Raw genomic sequence first — 16991 nt, 5'->3', positions numbered from 1 at the left:
CCGTGAGGCTTCTCCGGGCGATCGAGGTGCGGCACACCCAGGATAGCCCGGCGCTCTCACGTGGATCATTCGGCGATCTTCGCCACCCATCCGCATCCACGCATCCAGGAGAGCTCCGCCATGAGTCCCACCCGTGCGCCCGCCGTCGAGGCACGCCGGCTGATCAAGACCTATCCCGGTGACGTCACCGCCCTGAACGGCATGGACATCACCGTCGAGCCGGGCACCGTCTTCGGTCTCCTCGGCCCGAACGGCGCCGGCAAGTCCACCACCGTCAAGATCCTCACCACCCTGGCCCGCCCCGACTCCGGCGAGGCGACCGTGGCCGGCCACGACGTGCTGCGCCACCCGGACCGGGTGCGGCGTGCCATCGGCGTGGTCGCGCAGAGCTCGGGCGCCGACCCGGTCGCCACCGGCCGCGAGAACCTCCGGCTCCAGGGCAGGCTCTACGGACTGAAGGGCGCCGGCCTGGACCGGCGGGTCGACGAACTGCTGGAGCGGTTCAGTCTCGCCGATGCCGCGCGCCGCCCCGTCAAGGGCTACTCCGGCGGTATGCGGCGGCGCCTGGACGTCGCGCTCGGACTGGTGCACCGGCCCGAGGTCCTCTTCCTCGACGAGCCCACCACCGGCCTCGACCCGGAGGCCCGTACGGCGATGTGGGACGAGATCGGCCGCCTGGCCGGCGAGGAGGGCCTGACCATCCTGCTCACCACGCACTACCTGGAGGAGGCCGACCGGCTCGCCGAGCGCATCGCCATCGTCGACCGCGGCCGGGTCGTCGTCGAGGGCACCCCGGACTCCCTCAAGGGCGAACTGCACGGCGACGCGGTCCACGTGGAACTGCGCGAGGCGGTCGGCGAGGCCGGGCGTACGGTGCTCGGCAGCGCCCTGGGCGCCCTGCCCGGCGTGCACGAGGTGCTGATCGACGGGCGCCGGATCAGCGCCCGCGCCGACGACGGAGCCGCCGCCATGCCCGCGCTCCTCGCAGGGCTGGAGCGCGCCGGGGTCACCGTGACCGCGGCGACCGTGGCCCGCCCCTCCCTCGACGACGTCTACCTCCGCTACGCGGGCCGACGTTACGCCGAGGCGGAAGCCGAGAGCGGGGCCCCCGGCACCGAGGCCCTCGCCCTCGCCGGAGGTGCGCGATGAGCACCGCGATCTCCCAGACCTGGTACATGACCGAGCGTCAGCTGATGGTGTTCGCGCGCCAGCCGGCCTACGCGGTCATCACGCTGATCCAGCCGGTGATCTGGCTGTTCCTGTTCGGCAACCTCTTCAGGAAGGTCGTCGAGCTCGGCAGCTTCGGCACCACCTCGTACCTGGACTACCTGGTGCCGGGCGTGGTGGTGATGAGCGCGCTCAGCTCCAACATGTGGGCCGGTATGGGCACGTTGGAGGAGATCCAGCGCGGCACGCTCAACCGGTTCCTGACCACCCCGGTCAGCCGGGCCGCCCTGATGAACGGCAACGTGGTCCACAACGGCCTGGTCACCGCCCTCCAGTCGGTCGTCATCGTGCTGCTCGGCCTGCTGGGCGGGGCCGACTACCCCGGCGGCGTGGGCGGTGTCCTGATCCTGGTGCTCGCCTCGGTCCTGCTGGGCACGGTCTTCGGGGCACTGTCCAACGCGCTCGGCATGCTGGTGCAGGAGCGGGAGTCCATCATCGGGATCAACACCTTCCTGCTGCTGCCGCTGACGTTCCTGTCCTCCGCCTTCATGGCGCCCGCGCAGATGCCCGCCTGGATGCGCCACATCGCCGACTTCAATCCGCTCAACTGGGCGATGGTGGCGGGCCGTTCCGCGATGTCCGCGCATCCCGACTGGAGTGTCGTGGGGAGCCGGGGCGGCGCACTGCTGGCCCTGGCGGTGGCCGCGGTGTGGCTGTCGATACGGACGTTCCGCTCCTACCAGCGGTCGGTCTGAGCCACGCGGAAGCGGCGGTACCGACCCGGGTACCGCCGCTTCCGTACGTCGCTCACGCGGCCGGCGCCGTGCCCTCCTGCTCCGCCTCGATCCGGGCGTTCCAGTCGCGCTTGGAGGCCTGCCAGCCGTCCTCGTCGTGGCCGAGCCGCCAGTAGCCGGAGATCGACAAGTCCTCGCGGGGCACGGCGTGCTCGACCCGCAGCAGCCGGCGCAGCTCCTTCACGAACCCGGCCTCGCCGTGCACGAACGCGTGCACCCGGCCCTCGGGGAACGGCAGCGCCCGTACGGCCTCCACCAGCGCCCGGCCGACGGGCCGCTCGCCGCGGTGCAGCCAGACCACCTCCACGTCGGAGTCGATCTTCTGCTCCTCCTCGGGACCGGCTACCTCGATGAAGGCGTGGGCCGTCGCGCCCTCGGGCAGTGCCTCCAGGGAGCGCGCGATCGCCGGCAGGGCGCTCTCGTCACCGGCCAGCAGATGCCAGTCGGCGCTCGCGTCCGGGACGTAGGCGCCGCCCGGACCCAGGAAGTGCACGGTCTCGCCCGGCCGCGCCAGCAGCGACCAGGGGCCGGCCAGCCCCTCGTCGCCGTGGATGACGAAGTCCAGGGTCAGCTCGCGGTGGCGGGGGTCCCAGGCGCGCACCGTGTACGTCCGGGTCACCGGCCACTGCTCGCGCGGCAACTCCTCGCGGATCCCCTGAAGGTCGAAGGGTTCCGGATAGGTGACCCCGTCGGGAGGGAACAGCAGCTTGACGTAGTGGTCCGTGCAGGTGTCCGCCGAGAAGTCGGCCAGGCCCTCCCCGCCGAGCACCACGCGCTGCATGTGCGGGGTCAGCCGTTCGGTCCGGACGACCTGCGCGGAGTGGGTCCTGCGCGGCTTGCGCGCCGGACGTTCTGCCATGACGGCCTCCCTGTTCCCCTCGCTTAGGTTTACCTAAGCTAACACCTCGCCCCGGTGAGTTCCTCTCCCGTCCGGCCGCCGCCCGCGCGCGTCGCCACAGCCGTCACGCCGGCAACGTGGCGAGCAGCCGCTGAAGCGAACCTCCCAGGCCCCAGCGGGCCGCCAGTTCCTCGAGCGCCGCCGGATCGCGCGGGGCGCGCGGCAGCACCGTGTCCACGTCCGGCACCGGGACGTCGGCGGCGACGCGCACGACCTTCGGCGCCACCGCGAGATACGGCCGCGCCTCGTCGAGCCGCCTGCGCTGCGACGGCGTGAGCTTCGCCTTCGGGTCGTCGACGGCCGCCATGATCCCGGCCAGGTCGCCGAACTCGGCGAGCAGCCTGGCCGCCGTCTTCTCCCCGATGCCGGGCACGCCCGGCAGTCCGTCGCTCGGGTCGCCGCGCAGCAGCGCCAGATCCGCGTACCCCGGGCCGTCGACCCCATACTTCTCCCGCAGTGCCGCCTCGTCGGTGGCCTGGAGCGTGCCGACGCCCTTGACCGGGTACAGCACCCGAATCCCGCGGGCGTCGTCCACCAGCTGGTACAGGTCCCGATCGCCGGTGACGATGTCGACCGGGCCCGTCGCCCGCGCGGTGAACGTGCCGATCACGTCGTCCGCCTCGTACCCCGCGACGCCCACGCGCGCGATGCCCACCGCGTCCAGGACGGACTCGATCACCGGGACCTGCGGGGACAGGGTGTCCGGCACCTCCTCCTCGTCCGGACCGCCGGCGTGCTCCACGGCCACCCGGTGCGCCTTGTAGGAGGGGATCAGCTCCACCCGCCAGGCCGGCCGCCAGTCGGCGTCCATACAGGCCACCAGGTGATCGGGCCGGTGGTCCTTGACCAGCCGGTCGATGAAGTCGAGCAGCCCGCGCACGGCGTTCACCGGCGTGCCGTCCGGGGCCTTGATCGACTCCGGGACGCCGAAATAGGCGCGGAAGTACAGGGAGGCGGTGTCGAGGAGCATCAGTCGTCCGGTCACGTCTCGCATCATGCCGTACGGCACCGACAGTCACCGGAAGGCCGGGAACCGTGGATTCCACGTGAACGGAAGACGAGGGCGATGTGAAGCAGGCCACGTTTGGTTTGAGCCACATGGGTCTGGGCAGGCGCGCCTCGGATCGAAGGTGGTTGCTTTCTTCAACTGTTAGCGGCCCTCTGCATCCCGTTCCTGGCCCCGAGACAAGAGGTACGCGTGTCTTCAAGACTTCAGGCCCAGCACCTGTTCAAGGTGTTCGGCCGACGACCGGACGAGGCAGTCGAAAAGCTACGGCAGGGTGCCGACCGCGAGGACTTGCGCGCCGGCGGCACCACCGCCGCCGTCATCGACGCGTCCTTCAGCGTCGACCCAGGCCAGATCTTCGTCGTCATGGGCCTGTCCGGTTCCGGCAAGTCCACGCTCCTGCGGATGCTGAACGGGCTGCTGGAGCCGACCGCCGGCTGCGTCAGCTTCGATGGCCAGGACCTGACCGGGCTCAGCGACCGCGAGCTGCGCGAGGTCCGCTCCAGGAAGATCAGCATGGTCTTCCAGCACTTCGCGCTCTTCCCGCACCGCAGCGTCCGTGAGAACGCCGCCTACGGTCTGGAAGTGCAGGGCGTGCCCCGCGCCGAGCGCGAACGCCGCGCCGACGAGGCGCTCGCCCTGTGCGGTCTGGCCGGCTGGGAGTCCTCCTGGCCCGACGAACTCTCCGGCGGCATGCAGCAGCGGGTGGGCCTGGCCCGCGCCCTGGCCACCGACGCCGACCTGCTGCTGATGGACGAGTCCTTCAGCGCCCTGGACCCGCTGATCCGGCGCGACATGCAGGACCAGCTGCTCCAGCTCCAGAAGACGCTCAAGAAGACCATCGTGTTCATCACCCACGACCTCAACGAGGCCATGCGCCTGGGCGACCGGATCGCCGTCATGCGCGACGGCCGCATCGTGCAGACCGGCACCGCCGAGGACATCCTGCTGCGCCCCGCCGACGACTACGTCGCGTCCTTCACCCAGGACGTCGACCGGTCCCGGGTGCTGACCGCCGAGTCGGTCATGGACCGCGAGGTACGCGGTGACGAGGCGGACTGCGGCTGCGACACCGCGACCCCGCACACCCCGTTCACCGAGCTGTGCGCGATCAGCGCCCGCGTGCCCCACCCGGTCGCCGTGCTGGACGAGCACCGCGACATCGTCGGCATCGTCCCGCGCCAGCGCCTCGTCGGCTTCCTGGGCGACGAGCAGAGCTCCCAGGTGAGCTGCGACGCGCCACGGGACAAGGGCGGCGACAAGGCGGTGGCCCGTGCCTAGGATCCCGCTCGGCGACTGGGTCAACTCCGCGGTCGACTGGCTGCTCGGCCACATGTCCTGGCTCTTCGACTTCTTCAAGGCCGTGTTCACCGGCACCTACGACGGCATCAACGCCGTCCTCCAGGCGCCGGAGCCGCTGCTGCTCGCGGGCATCTTCGCCGTGCTCGCCTGGTGGCTGCGCGGCGCCTTCGCCGGAGTGCTCACCTTCGTGGGGTTCGCGTTCATCGACTCCATGGAACTGTGGTCGGACGCGATGGTGACCCTGTCGCTGGTCCTCGTCGCCACGATCATCGCGCTGGTGATCTCGGTGCCGGTCGGCATCTGGGCGGCCCGCTCCGACCGGGTCAGCGCCTTCGTCCGGCCGGTCCTGGACTTCATGCAGACGCTGCCCGCGATGATCTACCTCATCCCGGCCATCCTGTTCTTCGGCACGGGCGCCTCCGCGGGCATCGTCGCCACCCTGATCTTCGCCCTCGCGCCCGGCGTCCGCATGACCGAGCTGGGCATCCGCCAGGTCGACAAGGAACTGGTCGAGGCGGCCGAGGCGTTCGGCACCACGCCCCGCAACACGCTGCTGCGCGTCCAGTTGCCGCTGGCGCTGCCCACCGTGATGGCCGGCGTCAACCAGGTGATCATGCTCGGTCTGTCCATGGCCGCGATCGCCGGCATGGTCGGCACCGGCGGCCTCGGCGGCGACGTCAACGAGGCCATCGGCCAGCTCAACGTCGGCCTCGGCTCCGAGTCCGGCATCGCCATCGTGATCCTCGCGATCTACCTCGACCGCATGACCAGCGCCCTGGGCACCGAGGTCTCGCCGCTCGGCCGGCGTGCCGCCGCCAAGGCGCGGGCCGCCAAGGGCCTGAAGATCTGGTCCTACCGGCCGCAGCCGCAGATCGCCGTGATCGGCGTGGTGATCCTCGCCCTGGTCGCGGGCGGCATGGGTCTCTTCGCGGGGGGCGGCGGCAGTGCGACGGCCGCCGGCGACGGCAGCGACGTCGGCCGCGGCAAGAAGATCACCATCGGATACATCCCGTGGGACGAGGGCGTCGCGTCCACCTTCCTGTGGAAGGAGGTCCTCGAACAGCGCGGCTACCAGGTCGACGCCCGCCAGTTCGACGCCGGACCGCTCTACACCGCGCTCGCCCAGGGCAACGTCGACTTCGAGACGGACTCCTGGCTGCCGACGACCCACGCCGAGTACTGGAAGAAGTACGGCAGCAAGCTCGACGACCTCGGCTCCTGGTACGGGCCGACGTCGCTGGAGCTGACCGTCCCCTCGTACATGAAGGACGTGAACTCGCTCGAGGACCTCAAGGGCAAGGCGGGCCAGTTCGGCGGGAAGATCACCGGCATCGAGTCCAGCGCCGGCATGATGGCCCTGCTCAAGAGCAAGGTCCTCAAGGACTACGGCCTGGACAAGGAGTACAAGGTCGTCGACAGCTCCACGCCCGCCATGCTGGCCGAGCTCAAGCGCGCTTACAGCAAGAAGGAACCTGTCGTCGTCACGCTCTGGTCACCGCACTGGGCGTACAGCGACTTCGACCTGAAGAAGCTGAAGGACCCCAAGGGCTCCTGGGGCAAGGGAGACGGCGTGCACACGCTGGCCCGCAAGGGCTTCGCGAACGACGACCCGGTCGTCGGCACGTGGCTGAAGAACTTCAAGCTGACCGAGAAGCAGCTCACCGGCCTCGAGGCCGAGATCAACAAGGCGGGCAAGGGCCGGCAGCAGGACGCCGTCCGCGCCTGGCTGAAGGACAACCCGGGCGTCGTCGACAAGCTCGCCCCGCTGCCCGGCGGGGACTCGGCCGCCAAGCCGGCCGAGGCCAAGCGCACCCTGAACGTCGCCTGGTTCCCGTGGGACGAGGACATCGCCGTCACCCATCTGTGGAAGAACGTCCTGGAGCGCCGCGGCTACCGGATGAACCTGAAGCAGATGGACGTGGGCCCGGTCTACACCGGCCTGGCCGGCGGTGACATCGACCTCAACTTCGACGCCTGGCTGCCCTACGCCCAGAAGAACTACTGGGACAAGAACAAGGACAGACTCAGGGACCTCGGCACCTGGTACGAGCCGACCTCCCTGGAGATCGCCGTGCCGTCCTACGTCAAGGACGTGAAGTCCCTGGAGGACCTCAAGGGCAAGGCGTCCACCTTCAACGGGAAGATCATCGGCATCGAGCCGGGCACCGGCGAGATGACCCTGCTGAAGGACAAGGTCCTGCCCGGCTACGGCCTGGACAAGGAGTACAAGGTCGTCGACGGCTCCACGCCCGCGATGCTCGCCGAGCTCAAGCGCGCGTACGCCAAGAAGCAGCCCGTGGCCGTGGTGCTGTGGTCGCCGCACTGGGCGTACAGCCGTTACGACCTCACCAAGCTCGCCGACGACAAGAAGCTCTTCGGCGAGGGCAACACGGTGCGCACCATCTCCAGCGCCAAGTTCCCCGAGCAGTACCCGCAGCTCACCAAGTGGATCAAGAACTTCAGGATGAGCGAGGACGAGCTCGGCAGCCTGGAGAGCGAGATCAACCAGCACGGTCAGGGCCACGAGGCCGAGGCCGTCACCGCCTGGCTGAAGCAGCACCCCGACGTCCCGGCGCGGATGACCCCGCAGTAGCCGCCGACCCGGAAACCGCCGAAGGGGCGGGCCCGCCCCGCATCGCTCTGCGATGCGTGGGACGGGCCCGCCCCACGCGCTTGTCCACAGAAGGAATCCGGCCAACCACGCAGAGCCACCCCCACGCGCCCCGGGCCCGCGCGATCCTTACAGGTACGTGACGACGACAGGAAACTGTTTGCCGGACATGCATAGGGTGCAGAGAACTCATCAGAAGGATTGCGCCCGGAACCGGGCCCACGGGCAGCGGCCCCACGAGCAGCGGACCGACGAGCGAAGGAGGGAGCCGGAGCGATGGGCGACAACAAAGAGCGGCCCCTTCGAGTGGGCGCGGCCGTCCGGCGGCGCCGCCGCGCGCTGGGGCTCACCCTCGCCGTGGTGGCCGACCGCAGCGGTCTGTCGGTCCCCTTCCTGAGCCAGATCGAGAACGACCGGGCCCGGCCCAGTCAGACCTCCCTGGAGAAGGTCGCCGACGCCCTGCGCACCACCGCCGTGGAGCTGCTGGCGGCGGCCGACCCGGCGTGCAGCGTCGACGTCGTGCGCGCCGAGGTCACCGAGCTGGAACCCGAACCCCGGGTGCGCTCCCTGGTGCGCGGCCACCACCAGCTGCACGCCTCGGAGTTCACCGGGGACCACGACGCCGGCCGTGAATTCCAGCACCGCAACGACGAGTTGATGTACGTCGCCGACGGAGCGGTGGAGATCGAGGCGGAGGGCCGGGCCTACCGGCTGGTGCGCGGCGACACGATGTACCTCACCGGCGGGGTGCGCCACCGCTGGCGGGCGACCGTGCCCGACACCCGGGTGATCGTGGTCGCGGTCGCCGAGCACATCGAGGCGGTACAGGACCGGTCGCGCTGATGCGGGTCGTCTCGCTGGTCCCCTCGCTCACCGAGGCGGTGGCCGTGTCCCTGCCCGGTGTGCTCGTCGGCGCCACCGACTGGTGCACTCATCCGGCGGACCTCGACGTCACCCGGGTCGGCGGCACCAAGAACCCCAAGGTGGACCGGATCGCCGCCCTCGCCCCCGACCTGGTGATCGCCAACGAGGAGGAGAACCGGGCGCCGGACCTCGACGCCCTGCGCGCGGCGGGCCTGGAGGTCCTGGTGACCGAGATCAGGGACCTGCCGCAGGCCTTCCGGGAACTGGCGCGGGTGCTGCGCGCGTGCGGCGGGACCGGCCGGCCCCGGTGGCTGGACGAGGCCGAGGCGGCCTGGTCGTCACCGCCCGTGCCCCCGCGCCGCACGACGGCCGTCGTACCGATCTGGCGGCGGCCCTGGATGGTGCTGGGCCGGGACACCTTCGCGGGCGACGTCCTGGCCCGGCTGGGCGTCGACCACCTCTACGCCGGGCACACCGAGCGCTATCCGCGCGTCCCGCTGGAAGAACTGAGGGCGGCGGCCCCGGACGTCGTCGTACTGCCGGACGAGCCGTACCGCTTCACCGCCGACGACGGTCCCGAGGCCTTCCCCGGACTGTCCTGCGTGCTGGTCAGCGGGCGGCACCTGACGTGGTACGGGCCGTCACTGGCGCGGGCTCCACGGGTGCTGGGCGAGGCGCTGCGAGCAGCGCGCCGCTGATCACGCCGCGGGCGGTGTGCACGCCCGCGGCGGCCCAGGCGGTCACGAGGACGGCGTACAGACCGACCGCGAGGGCGCTGTAGGCGGCGAGGTAGGTGTGCCGGGCGAGGGCAGCGGCGCCGGTGACACAGGTGCCCACCGGGAAGGTGAACGACCACCAGGTCATGGCGAAGCCCATGCCCTGGCGGGCGGCGCGCAGCACATGGGCGGCGGCGAAGGCGAACCACATCAGCGCGAAGCCCATCACCGGGACGCCGTACAGCACGGCGAGCACGGCGAAACCGCCGGCGTACGGGGCCGGTACGACACCGGGCGCCGTGTCCGCGAAGGCGCCGACGGCGGTGGTGGACTGCCCGAGCGGGCCGAGGACCAGGAACAGCGTCGGGGTCAGCGCGAGCGGCAGCGGGCCCGCCGTGAGCAGCCGGCCGAAGATCACCGGCAGTACGACCAGGGTCGCGAGCAGGCTGAGCCCGAACAGCGCCACACAGGCAAGGAGCAGGGTCGCCCGGGCCTGCCCGGCCGGCAGGTGCGGTACGAGGGCGGGCCCCAGGGCGGCGGACACCATGGGCGCGACCAGCGGCAGCAGCCATACGGGCGTCGCCTGGTGCGGCTCGATCCGGTGGTGCACGACCATCAGGTACGGCACGGCCACGGCGGCCGCGAGCCCGACGGCCGTACCGGCGGTGAACAGCACGGCGTCCAGGGCGACCGCGGCCGGGGTGCCGATCCAGTCCCGCCCGACGGACAGGGCGCCGCCGCCGACCGCCAGCAGGGCCATGGACAGACAGCCGTAGAACGGCGCCGCCGCCGCGTCCAGCAGGTGTGCGCGGGCCTGGTCGCGGTGGTGGGTCCAGTGCAGGGTGCGGGCGGCGAGCAGCGCCACGAGCACGACGAGGGAGAGCGCCCACACGGCCGTGCACGCGGTGCGCAGTCCCGGGATGTGCGGCGGCAGCGCGGCGCCCGCCGTGCCGACGGCGGCGGTGCCCATGACGGAGGCGTACCAGTTGGGGCCCAGATGGCGGACGGCGGGGACGCGGGGCCGGGGTGCGGCCTGCCGGGGCAGGGTGTGGGCTGCGGTGACCATGACTCAAGCTTTTCCCGGTCCATACGCTCCCACCAGGGGGTTTGTGTCTATCACGGCATAAGCTGGCCTTATGAGGAGCACCGAGAGGACCGAGATGAACGGAGGAGACGGCGCTGGCCGGCGGCCGAGGACCTCGCTGGGGCACCGGGTGCCCGACCTGGGCGCGCTGGAGCTGCTGCTGGCGGTGGCGCGGCTGGGGAGCCTCGGCGGGGCGGCGCGGGAGCTGGGCATCACCCAGCCGGCGGCGAGCAGCCGGATCCGTTCCATGGAGCGGCAGCTGGGTGTGGCGCTGGTGGACCGCTCGCCGCGCGGATCGCGGCTGACGGACGCAGGAGCCCTGGTCACCGACTGGGCGCGGCGGGTCGTCGAGGCGGCGGAGGCCTTCGACGCGGGTGCGCAGGCGCTGCGGGACCGGCGGGACTCGCGGCTGCGGGTGGCGGCCAGCATGACGATCGCGGAGTACCTGCTGCCGGGATGGCTGATCGCGCTGCGTACCCGGCGGCCGGACACGGCGGTGTCCCTGCTCGCCGGGAACTCGGCGGTGGTGGCGGAGCGGCTGCTGGGGGACGAGGCGGACCTCGGTTTCGTCGAGGGGGTGTCGGTGCCGTCCGGTCTCGACTCCGTGGTGATCGGCCATGACCGCCTGCTCGTGGTGACCGCCCCGGCCCACTCGTGGGCCCGCCGCCGGCGGCCGCTGTCCGCGGAGGAACTGGCCACCACGCCGCTGATCCTGCGCGAGAAGGGCTCCGGCACCCGGCAGGTGCTGGACGCGGCGCTCGGAGGTCTGGCGCGCCCGCTGATCGAGCTGTCCTCCACGACGGCGGTGAAGGCCTCCGCGGTGAGCGGCGCGGGCCCTGCGGTGCTCAGCGAACTCGCGGTGGGCGAGGAACTGTCCCTGCGCCGGCTCGTTCCCGTGCCCGTGGACGGTGTCACCCTCGAACGCGACCTGCGCGCGGTCTGGCCCACCGGCCACCGCCCGGTGGGCCCGGCCCGCGAACTGCTGTCCCTGACCCGCTCGGAAAGCGCGACCGGCCAACGCACGAGGCCGGGGGCAAGCTGAGACGGGGGTCGCGGGCCGCGATTGGGAACGCGCCGCGCTGGGCTGGGACGGGGGTCCCGGGGGAAACCGGCCGTGTCGGGGTGAGGCGGTGAGTCCGGGCGGGGGTTGGGAATCCGCCCTGTCGGGTGAGGCGGGTCTGGGGCGGGGTCGGGAATCTGCTCCGCCGGGCTGGGACGGGGGTCTGGGTCGGGGTCAGGATCCCGTCGGGCCGAGCTGAGACGGGGCATCCGGTCCGGGGTCAGAAGCGCTCCAGCCGGGCTTGGACCGGGGTCCGGCCCCGGTCAGGACCCCGCCCGGGCCGGTACGAGGGCCCGGCGGGGGTTGGGAACCCGCCGTGTCGGGTTGCGGTGGTGGGTCAGGGCCCGGGGGGTCAGGAACCTGCCGTGCCGAGCTGAGACAGGGGATTCGGTCCGGGGCCAGAACTCCGCCGTGCCGGGCTGGTCCTGCCCGGCCTGTGGGGGCCGTGGTCCTGTTCTGTGAGGACCGTGTCAGGCGTGCAGTGAGCGCCAGGGGCGGGTCGTGTGTTCGGCGGGTGTGCCGTCCAGGACCTGTGCGGTGCGGGAGGCCGGGTCGAGGACGACGGTGGCCAGGCTCGCCCAGCGGCCACCGGTCGGCCCGTCCATGTCGGGGACGCAGGTCACCGGGGGCGCCCCGGGGCCGGTCACGAGTCGCTGGATCAGTTCACCGGCACGTTCGACGGGGTTGCGCGCGAGCCGGTCGCGGAGGAAGGCGTAGCGCTCGCCGGAGTCGGGCTGGTACAGCCAGGTCTTCTCGTGGCGGGAGGGGACGTCGGTGAGGAAGTGGTTGGTGCGCAGATGCGTTCCCTCGGCCACCTCGGGCACCTCGAAGACCCCCACCGGGCTGAGGTCGAGGAGGAGGGCACTGTGGGCGTCGAAGAGCGTGAAGGACCCGGACGAGGTGAGCGGGGCCTCGCGCAGGATCTCCCGCGCGTGCTCGGCGCTGCCGGCCTCCTCGAGGACGAGCGCGGCGAGGACGTGCACGGGGATGCCGCCGACGCGGTCGTCCCGGTGGCCGAGGATGTTGAAGTGCAGGGCGAGTCCGGCGCTGTTCACGCCGATCTTGGCGAGGATGCCGTGCTCGGTGATGCCCACGTACCGGTGCGCGCCGCCGGCGGATTCGAGGGTGTGCCAGGAGGAACTGAGCTCGACGTGCCAGTCCCAGGTCTGCACGCCGACGTGGGTGCTGCCCCCGTCGGCCGTCCGCAGCCGCCGCACGATGGTGGAGCACTCACCGGGCGGGACGGCGCTGCCGTGGGCGAGGATCTCGGTGCGGGCGTTGAGCGCGGCCACCTGCCAGGGCTCGACCGCGGCTCCCTCGGCGATGCCCTCGATCTGCTCGCGCAGGGCCGGGCGGAAGGCGCCGATGGCGTCCAGTGCGCGGTCGGCGTCGTCGCGGACAGCGGCCGGCCGGCGGCCGGCGAGCGTGAAGAGGCGGTCGTAGGCGTCGAGGGTGCCGTGCAGCCCGTCGGCGAGCTGCCGGCCCCGGATCCGGCCGCGCAGGCGAGGATCGGCGGCGTCGGCGCTCACATGCGGGCGGTGGTCGGGGCGGGGGTACGGTGCGGAGGTCACGAGGCGCATTCCTTGGGCGTGTGCTGGAGGACGGAGCCGCCGACGACCGTGGCGAGGACGGGGTTGGCGGTCTGCTGTTCGGGGGTCAGGTCGAGGGGGTCGCGGGCGAACACGGCGAGGTCGGCCAGGTAGCCCGGCGCGATCCGGCCGAGCCGGTCGGCGGCACCCGCCGCGACGGCCGGGGCGCGGGTCATCCCGGCGTAGGCCTCCCGGGCACTGATCCGCTGGCCGGGTTGGACGGGGGCGGCCGTCAGCTCCTCGACGGGCCGGCGCAACTGGGCGTCGGCGAGGGCCGTTCGCGGGTCCGCGATGCCGATGGGCCAGTCCGAACCGAGCGCCACCACGGCGCCGTGGTCGAGCAGGTCGCGGGTGCGCCAGCCGTGGGCGACCCGCTGCGGCCCGATCCGGCGAGACCAGTTGTCCTGCTGGTCGGCCCTGGTCATACGGGTCGCGTGGACGGGCTGGAGCCCGGCGACGACGCCGAGCGCGGCGAACCGCGGGAGCAGATCGTCGGGGATCGACTCGATGTGCTCGATCCGGTGCGGCGCGGACACGGGGTGGCCGGCCTCCCCGATCACGTCGAGGGCCGTGCGCACCGCCCGGTCGCCGATGGCGTGGGTGGCCGTGGGGATGCCGCGCTCGGTGAAGAACCGGACGGCCTCGCGGTAGCCCTCGACGTCCTTCCACAGAGGCCGCCGGTTCTGGCCGAAGACGTCGGGGTGCTCGAACCAGGCGGAGCCGTTGTCGGCGGTGCCGTCCAGCATGAGCTTGGCGCCGGCGACGTGCCAGCGGCGCCCGGCGAGTCCCTGCTGGTTGGCGACGGCCTCCCACACGTCCCGTCCGGAGTCGGCGGGCACGAGCGGCGAGCAGCGCACCCGCAGCGGAAGGTCCCCGTGCCTCTCGATCTCCCGGTAGACGTCCTCGGAGGGCGCGGTGAAGTCCAGCGCGTGTAGACCGGTGAGGCCGGTGGCCGCGAACTCGCGCAGCCGGTCGGCGACATGGCCGGCCGCGACCGGGAGCGGTACCTCGGGATAGTGGTCGAGGACGAGGTCCATGGCCTGGAGTTCGACGATGAAGCCGGTGGGCCGCCCGTCGGGCCCGACGACGATCTCGGAGGCGTCGTCGAAGGTCTCTGTGCCGGTCAGTCCGACGCGGTCGACCACGGCCGGACTGACCACGAGGGAGTGCGCGTCGCGGGTCATGAGCGAGATCGGCACGCCGGGGAATCGCCGTCCCAGCGGGTGGCCGGTGGGCTCCCCGTCGAAGACGTTGACGTCGAGGTCGAACCCGGTCACCCAGGCCTCGCGGCCCTGCTCCGCGACGCGGTCCCCGATGCGGGAGCACACCGCGTCGAGCGTGGTCAGGCCGCCGAGGTCCAGGCCGCTGCCGACCTCGATCGCCCCCCACACCGGATGGGCGTGGGCGTCGGTCAGTCCCGGGGTGAGGGTCGCTCCGGGGAATTCCAGTACGTCGGTGGCGGCGCCCGTCCAGTGGCGCAGGACGCCGTCCCCGCCGACGGCGACGATCCTGCCGTCCTGGACGGCCACCACGGTGTCCGTGGTCCGGGCGGGCGTGGGGTCGAAGTTCTCGATCCGTGCCGCGCGCACGATGAGGTCGGCGTTCATGGGAGTTCTTTCCGTGCTGAGCGGTCAGTGCTGAGTGGTCAGTGCCGAGCGGTCGTGGGGGAGGACGTCGGGGCGAGGGTGCCGAAGGCGCGGGACAGGGCCCAGTACAGGGCCCCCGAGCCGAGGACGCCGACGGGTATGGCGAGGTTGAGGCCGTCCATGGCCGCGGAGACAGGGCCGGCCCAGAACGTGGAGCTGGCGCACAGCGTCGCCGCGGCGGCGCCGCCCAGGGTGGCGAGCACACCGGCCCAGTTGACGCCCCCGCGGTACCAGAAGGGGCTCGTACGGCTCTGGTCGTGGAGGAGTTCGCCGTCGTAGCGGTTGCGGCGCAGGACGATGTCGGTGGCGTAGACGGTCATGCAGGGGCCGGTGACGATCACGACCAGCTCCATCATGGCGTTGACGGCGGTGAGGAAGTCGAAGACCAAGAGCGCGAAGAGCGTCATGGTGGTGCCGATCACGCCGACGACCAGAACGGCGATCATCCGGGGCAGCCGCACGCCGATCGACTGCATGGACAGTCCGGAGCTGTAGGCGGTGAGGCCGTTGTTCGCCACGGTGTTCACCACCACCGCGGTGACGAAGACGGGCACGAACCAGTGCGGCATGACGCTCTCCAGCGCCGCCTGTGGATCGCTCATGTCGAGCGTGGTGGCCGCGAGTGCCCCGATCGCCGTGAACACGACGCTCGGCAGGAAGGCACCGCACGCGGTCCACAGCGTGATGGCCCGCCCGCTGGTGTGCCGCGGCAGGTAGCGGGAGAGGTCCGGGCTGTTGGAGTACGACAGCGGGGCGGAGGCGACGATCGTGAAGCCGGAGGCCAGGACGACGAGGTGGCCGAGCCCGGTGAGCGGCTCGGCGGGCGTGTACGACCAGTTCGTGTGCCCGAGCACCATCACGCTCAGGGCGACGAAGACCAGGGTGAGGACGATGGTGAGCGCCGTGTACAGGCGGACGATCGTCGCGTGCCCGTAGATCGCGACGAGGATGGTGGCGCCGGCGATCACGCAGACCACGGCGGCGTCCAGCGCGGCGGAGTCCGGCAGGCCGAGCCGTCCGGCCAGGCCGAGGCCGGCGACGGAGGCCGCCGACCAGTTCAGCGCCAGGTAGAGCGAGGAGATCAGCCAGCCGGTGAGGGCGACGACGGCCTTGTTGCCGACGACGCCGTACATGGCTCGGGAGATGACCGAGCCCGAGGTGCCCGCGGCGGGGCCGCTGACGGCGATGAACCCGGTCAGGAGCCAGAAGAGGTTGCCGGTGACGATGACGGCCAGCGACTCCGCCAGTGACAGCCCCATCAGGACGAGGGTGCCCCCGACCACGAAGCTGAGGTAGCTCACGTTCGGCGCGGCCCAGACGGAGAACAGCTCACGCGCCGTGCCGTGCCGCTCCGAGTCGGGCACGCAGTCGATGCCACGGCTCTCGACCAGTCCGGCCCGGTCACGTCCGGGGGCGGGGGCGGCCACGTCGGGGCCCGCCGGGGAACGCGGGGAACGCTGCATGGGTGGTTCCTTCGAAGAGACGAAAAGACGGCACTGTCCTCGCCACCGAGGTGTCCGGGGGGTGCGGCCAAGGCGGACCAGCTTTGTTGGTGTCGGCACCAATAGACTGTTGGTGCGCCATCCAATAGTGTGATCGGCATGACGTCAACCCCCCGGGCCACGCGGACGCGGAAAACCGCGGCCGAGCGACGGACCGAGATCCTGCAGACGGCAGCCCGCCTCGCGCTGGAGCGGGGCCTGGAGCGTGTGACGATGCAGCTCGTCGCCGACGAGCTGGGGGTGCGCCCCGGTCTGATCAGTCACTACTTCGCGACCATCGACGACCTGCTGTGCGACGCGTTCGTGCGCGCGGTCACCCGCGAACGCGAGGCCCTGCTGCCGGAGGCCGAGGCCGGGCTGCCGCCGGTGCGGCGGCTGAGCCGCCTGCTGGGCCGACTCGGCGGCGAGGACTTCGTCGACCTCGGCCGGCTCTGGCTCAACGCCCGCCACCTCTCCCGCTACCGCCCGAACCTCCTGCGCGTCGTCGCCGAGCAGGAGGCGATCATGCGGGACGCCCTGACCGCCGTGATCGAGGACGGTGTGCGCGGGGGAGACTTCACCACCGACGACGCCCTCGGGGCGTGTGTGGTCATCCTCGTGGCGATCGACGGCCTCGGCTCCTACGCCAACGACGACACGCGGTTCACCCACCCCGCGCTCGACACCCTGCTGTTCACCACGGCCGAGCGTGAACTCGGGCTGGAGCCGGGCACGTTGCGCGACGGCGGCTGACGCGTGCGGGACCGAGGCTG

At 72.0% G+C, this 16991-nt stretch carries 14 protein-coding genes; 8 read left to right on the top strand and 6 right to left on the bottom strand.

Going from position 1 to position 16991, the window contains the following annotated elements; translation table 11 throughout:
* The first annotated feature begins 120 nt into the window (after positions 1 to 120).
* On the top strand, positions 121 to 1149 hold the full coding sequence (locus ABZ818_RS10635) for an ATP-binding cassette domain-containing protein (protein ID WP_361412830.1): 1029 nt from the start codon (positions 121 to 123) through the stop codon (positions 1147 to 1149).
* Complete coding sequence (locus ABZ818_RS10630; RefSeq protein ID WP_361412829.1) at positions 1146 to 1922, top strand: ABC transporter permease; 777 nt, start codon at positions 1146 to 1148, stop codon at positions 1920 to 1922. The genes ABZ818_RS10635 and ABZ818_RS10630 overlap by 4 nt, the downstream gene beginning before the upstream one ends.
* A 52-nt stretch (positions 1923 to 1974) precedes the next feature.
* On the opposite strand, the gene ABZ818_RS10625 is transcribed toward ABZ818_RS10630, so the two are convergent.
* Both ABZ818_RS10625 and ABZ818_RS10620 read right to left on the bottom strand, forming a co-directional pair.
* A complete protein-coding gene (locus tag ABZ818_RS10625; protein ID WP_361412828.1) occupies positions 1975 to 2820 on the bottom strand; it encodes a siderophore-interacting protein in 846 nt (281 codons plus the stop codon).
* Between the two features lie 103 nt (positions 2821 to 2923).
* Entirely contained in the window at positions 2924 to 3853 is a 930-nt protein-coding gene (locus ABZ818_RS10620) for a 5'-3' exonuclease (RefSeq protein WP_361412890.1), read from the bottom strand.
* A gap of 204 nt (positions 3854 to 4057) precedes the next feature.
* Here ABZ818_RS10620 and ABZ818_RS10615 point away from each other — a divergent pair, with 204 nt between their 5' ends.
* The 4 genes from ABZ818_RS10615 to ABZ818_RS10600 all read left to right on the top strand — a co-directional run bounded on the left by ABZ818_RS10615 (position 4058) and on the right by ABZ818_RS10600 (position 9340).
* A complete protein-coding gene (locus tag ABZ818_RS10615; RefSeq protein ID WP_361412827.1) occupies positions 4058 to 5146 on the top strand; it encodes a glycine betaine/L-proline ABC transporter ATP-binding protein in 1089 nt (362 codons plus the stop codon).
* A complete protein-coding gene (locus ABZ818_RS10610) occupies positions 5139 to 7760 on the top strand; it encodes an ABC transporter permease/substrate binding protein (RefSeq protein ID WP_361412826.1) in 2622 nt (873 codons plus the stop codon). Before ABZ818_RS10615 ends, ABZ818_RS10610 begins: the two co-directional genes overlap by 8 nt.
* A gap of 294 nt (positions 7761 to 8054) precedes the next feature.
* The gene (locus ABZ818_RS10605) at positions 8055 to 8621 is read left to right on the top strand and encodes an XRE family transcriptional regulator (RefSeq protein WP_100567780.1); all 567 of its coding nucleotides are present in this window, start codon (positions 8055 to 8057) and stop codon (positions 8619 to 8621) included.
* Positions 8621 to 9340, top strand: a complete 720-nt coding sequence (locus ABZ818_RS10600) for a helical backbone metal receptor (protein ID WP_361412825.1) — start codon at positions 8621 to 8623, stop codon at positions 9338 to 9340. Before ABZ818_RS10605 ends, ABZ818_RS10600 begins: the two co-directional genes overlap by 1 nt.
* Here ABZ818_RS10600 and ABZ818_RS10595 read toward each other — a convergent pair.
* Positions 9252 to 10424, bottom strand: coding sequence for a TDT family transporter (locus tag ABZ818_RS10595; protein ID WP_361412824.1), 1173 nt, complete (start codon positions 10422 to 10424; stop codon positions 9252 to 9254). The two genes, ABZ818_RS10600 and ABZ818_RS10595, sit on opposite strands and share 89 nt — an antisense overlap.
* A gap of 94 nt (positions 10425 to 10518) precedes the next feature.
* Here ABZ818_RS10595 and ABZ818_RS10590 point away from each other — a divergent pair, with 94 nt between their 5' ends.
* Entirely contained in the window at positions 10519 to 11484 is a 966-nt protein-coding gene (locus tag ABZ818_RS10590) for a LysR family transcriptional regulator (protein WP_361412889.1), read from the top strand.
* Positions 11485 to 11972: 488 nt separating this feature from the next.
* Here the strand turns inward: ABZ818_RS10590 and ABZ818_RS10585 are convergent, their stop codons facing one another.
* The 3 genes from ABZ818_RS10585 to ABZ818_RS10575 are packed head-to-tail and all read right to left on the bottom strand — an operon-like array spanning position 11973 to position 16200.
* Positions 11973 to 13082 (bottom strand): C45 family peptidase, encoded by a 1110-nt coding sequence (locus ABZ818_RS10585; protein WP_361412823.1) that lies wholly within the window; start codon positions 13080 to 13082, stop codon positions 11973 to 11975.
* The gene (locus tag ABZ818_RS10580; RefSeq protein WP_361412822.1) at positions 13070 to 14698 is read right to left on the bottom strand and encodes an amidohydrolase family protein; all 1629 of its coding nucleotides are present in this window, start codon (positions 14696 to 14698) and stop codon (positions 13070 to 13072) included. The genes ABZ818_RS10585 and ABZ818_RS10580 overlap by 13 nt, the downstream gene beginning before the upstream one ends.
* A gap of 38 nt (positions 14699 to 14736) precedes the next feature.
* Positions 14737 to 16200, bottom strand: coding sequence for a cytosine permease (locus ABZ818_RS10575; protein WP_361412821.1), 1464 nt, complete (start codon positions 16198 to 16200; stop codon positions 14737 to 14739).
* Positions 16201 to 16338: 138 nt separating this feature from the next.
* On the opposite strand from ABZ818_RS10575, the gene ABZ818_RS10570 reads away from it, so the two are divergent.
* A complete protein-coding gene (locus ABZ818_RS10570) occupies positions 16339 to 16971 on the top strand; it encodes a TetR/AcrR family transcriptional regulator (RefSeq protein ID WP_361412820.1) in 633 nt (210 codons plus the stop codon).
* Positions 16972 to 16991: the final 20 nt, after the last annotated feature.

The sequence above is a fragment of the Streptomyces sp. NPDC047453 genome (assembly GCF_040643155.1).
In the GTDB taxonomy this organism is placed as follows: domain Bacteria; phylum Actinomycetota; class Actinomycetes; order Streptomycetales; family Streptomycetaceae; genus Streptomyces.
This window is presented reverse-complemented; position numbering and strand designations above follow the sequence as displayed.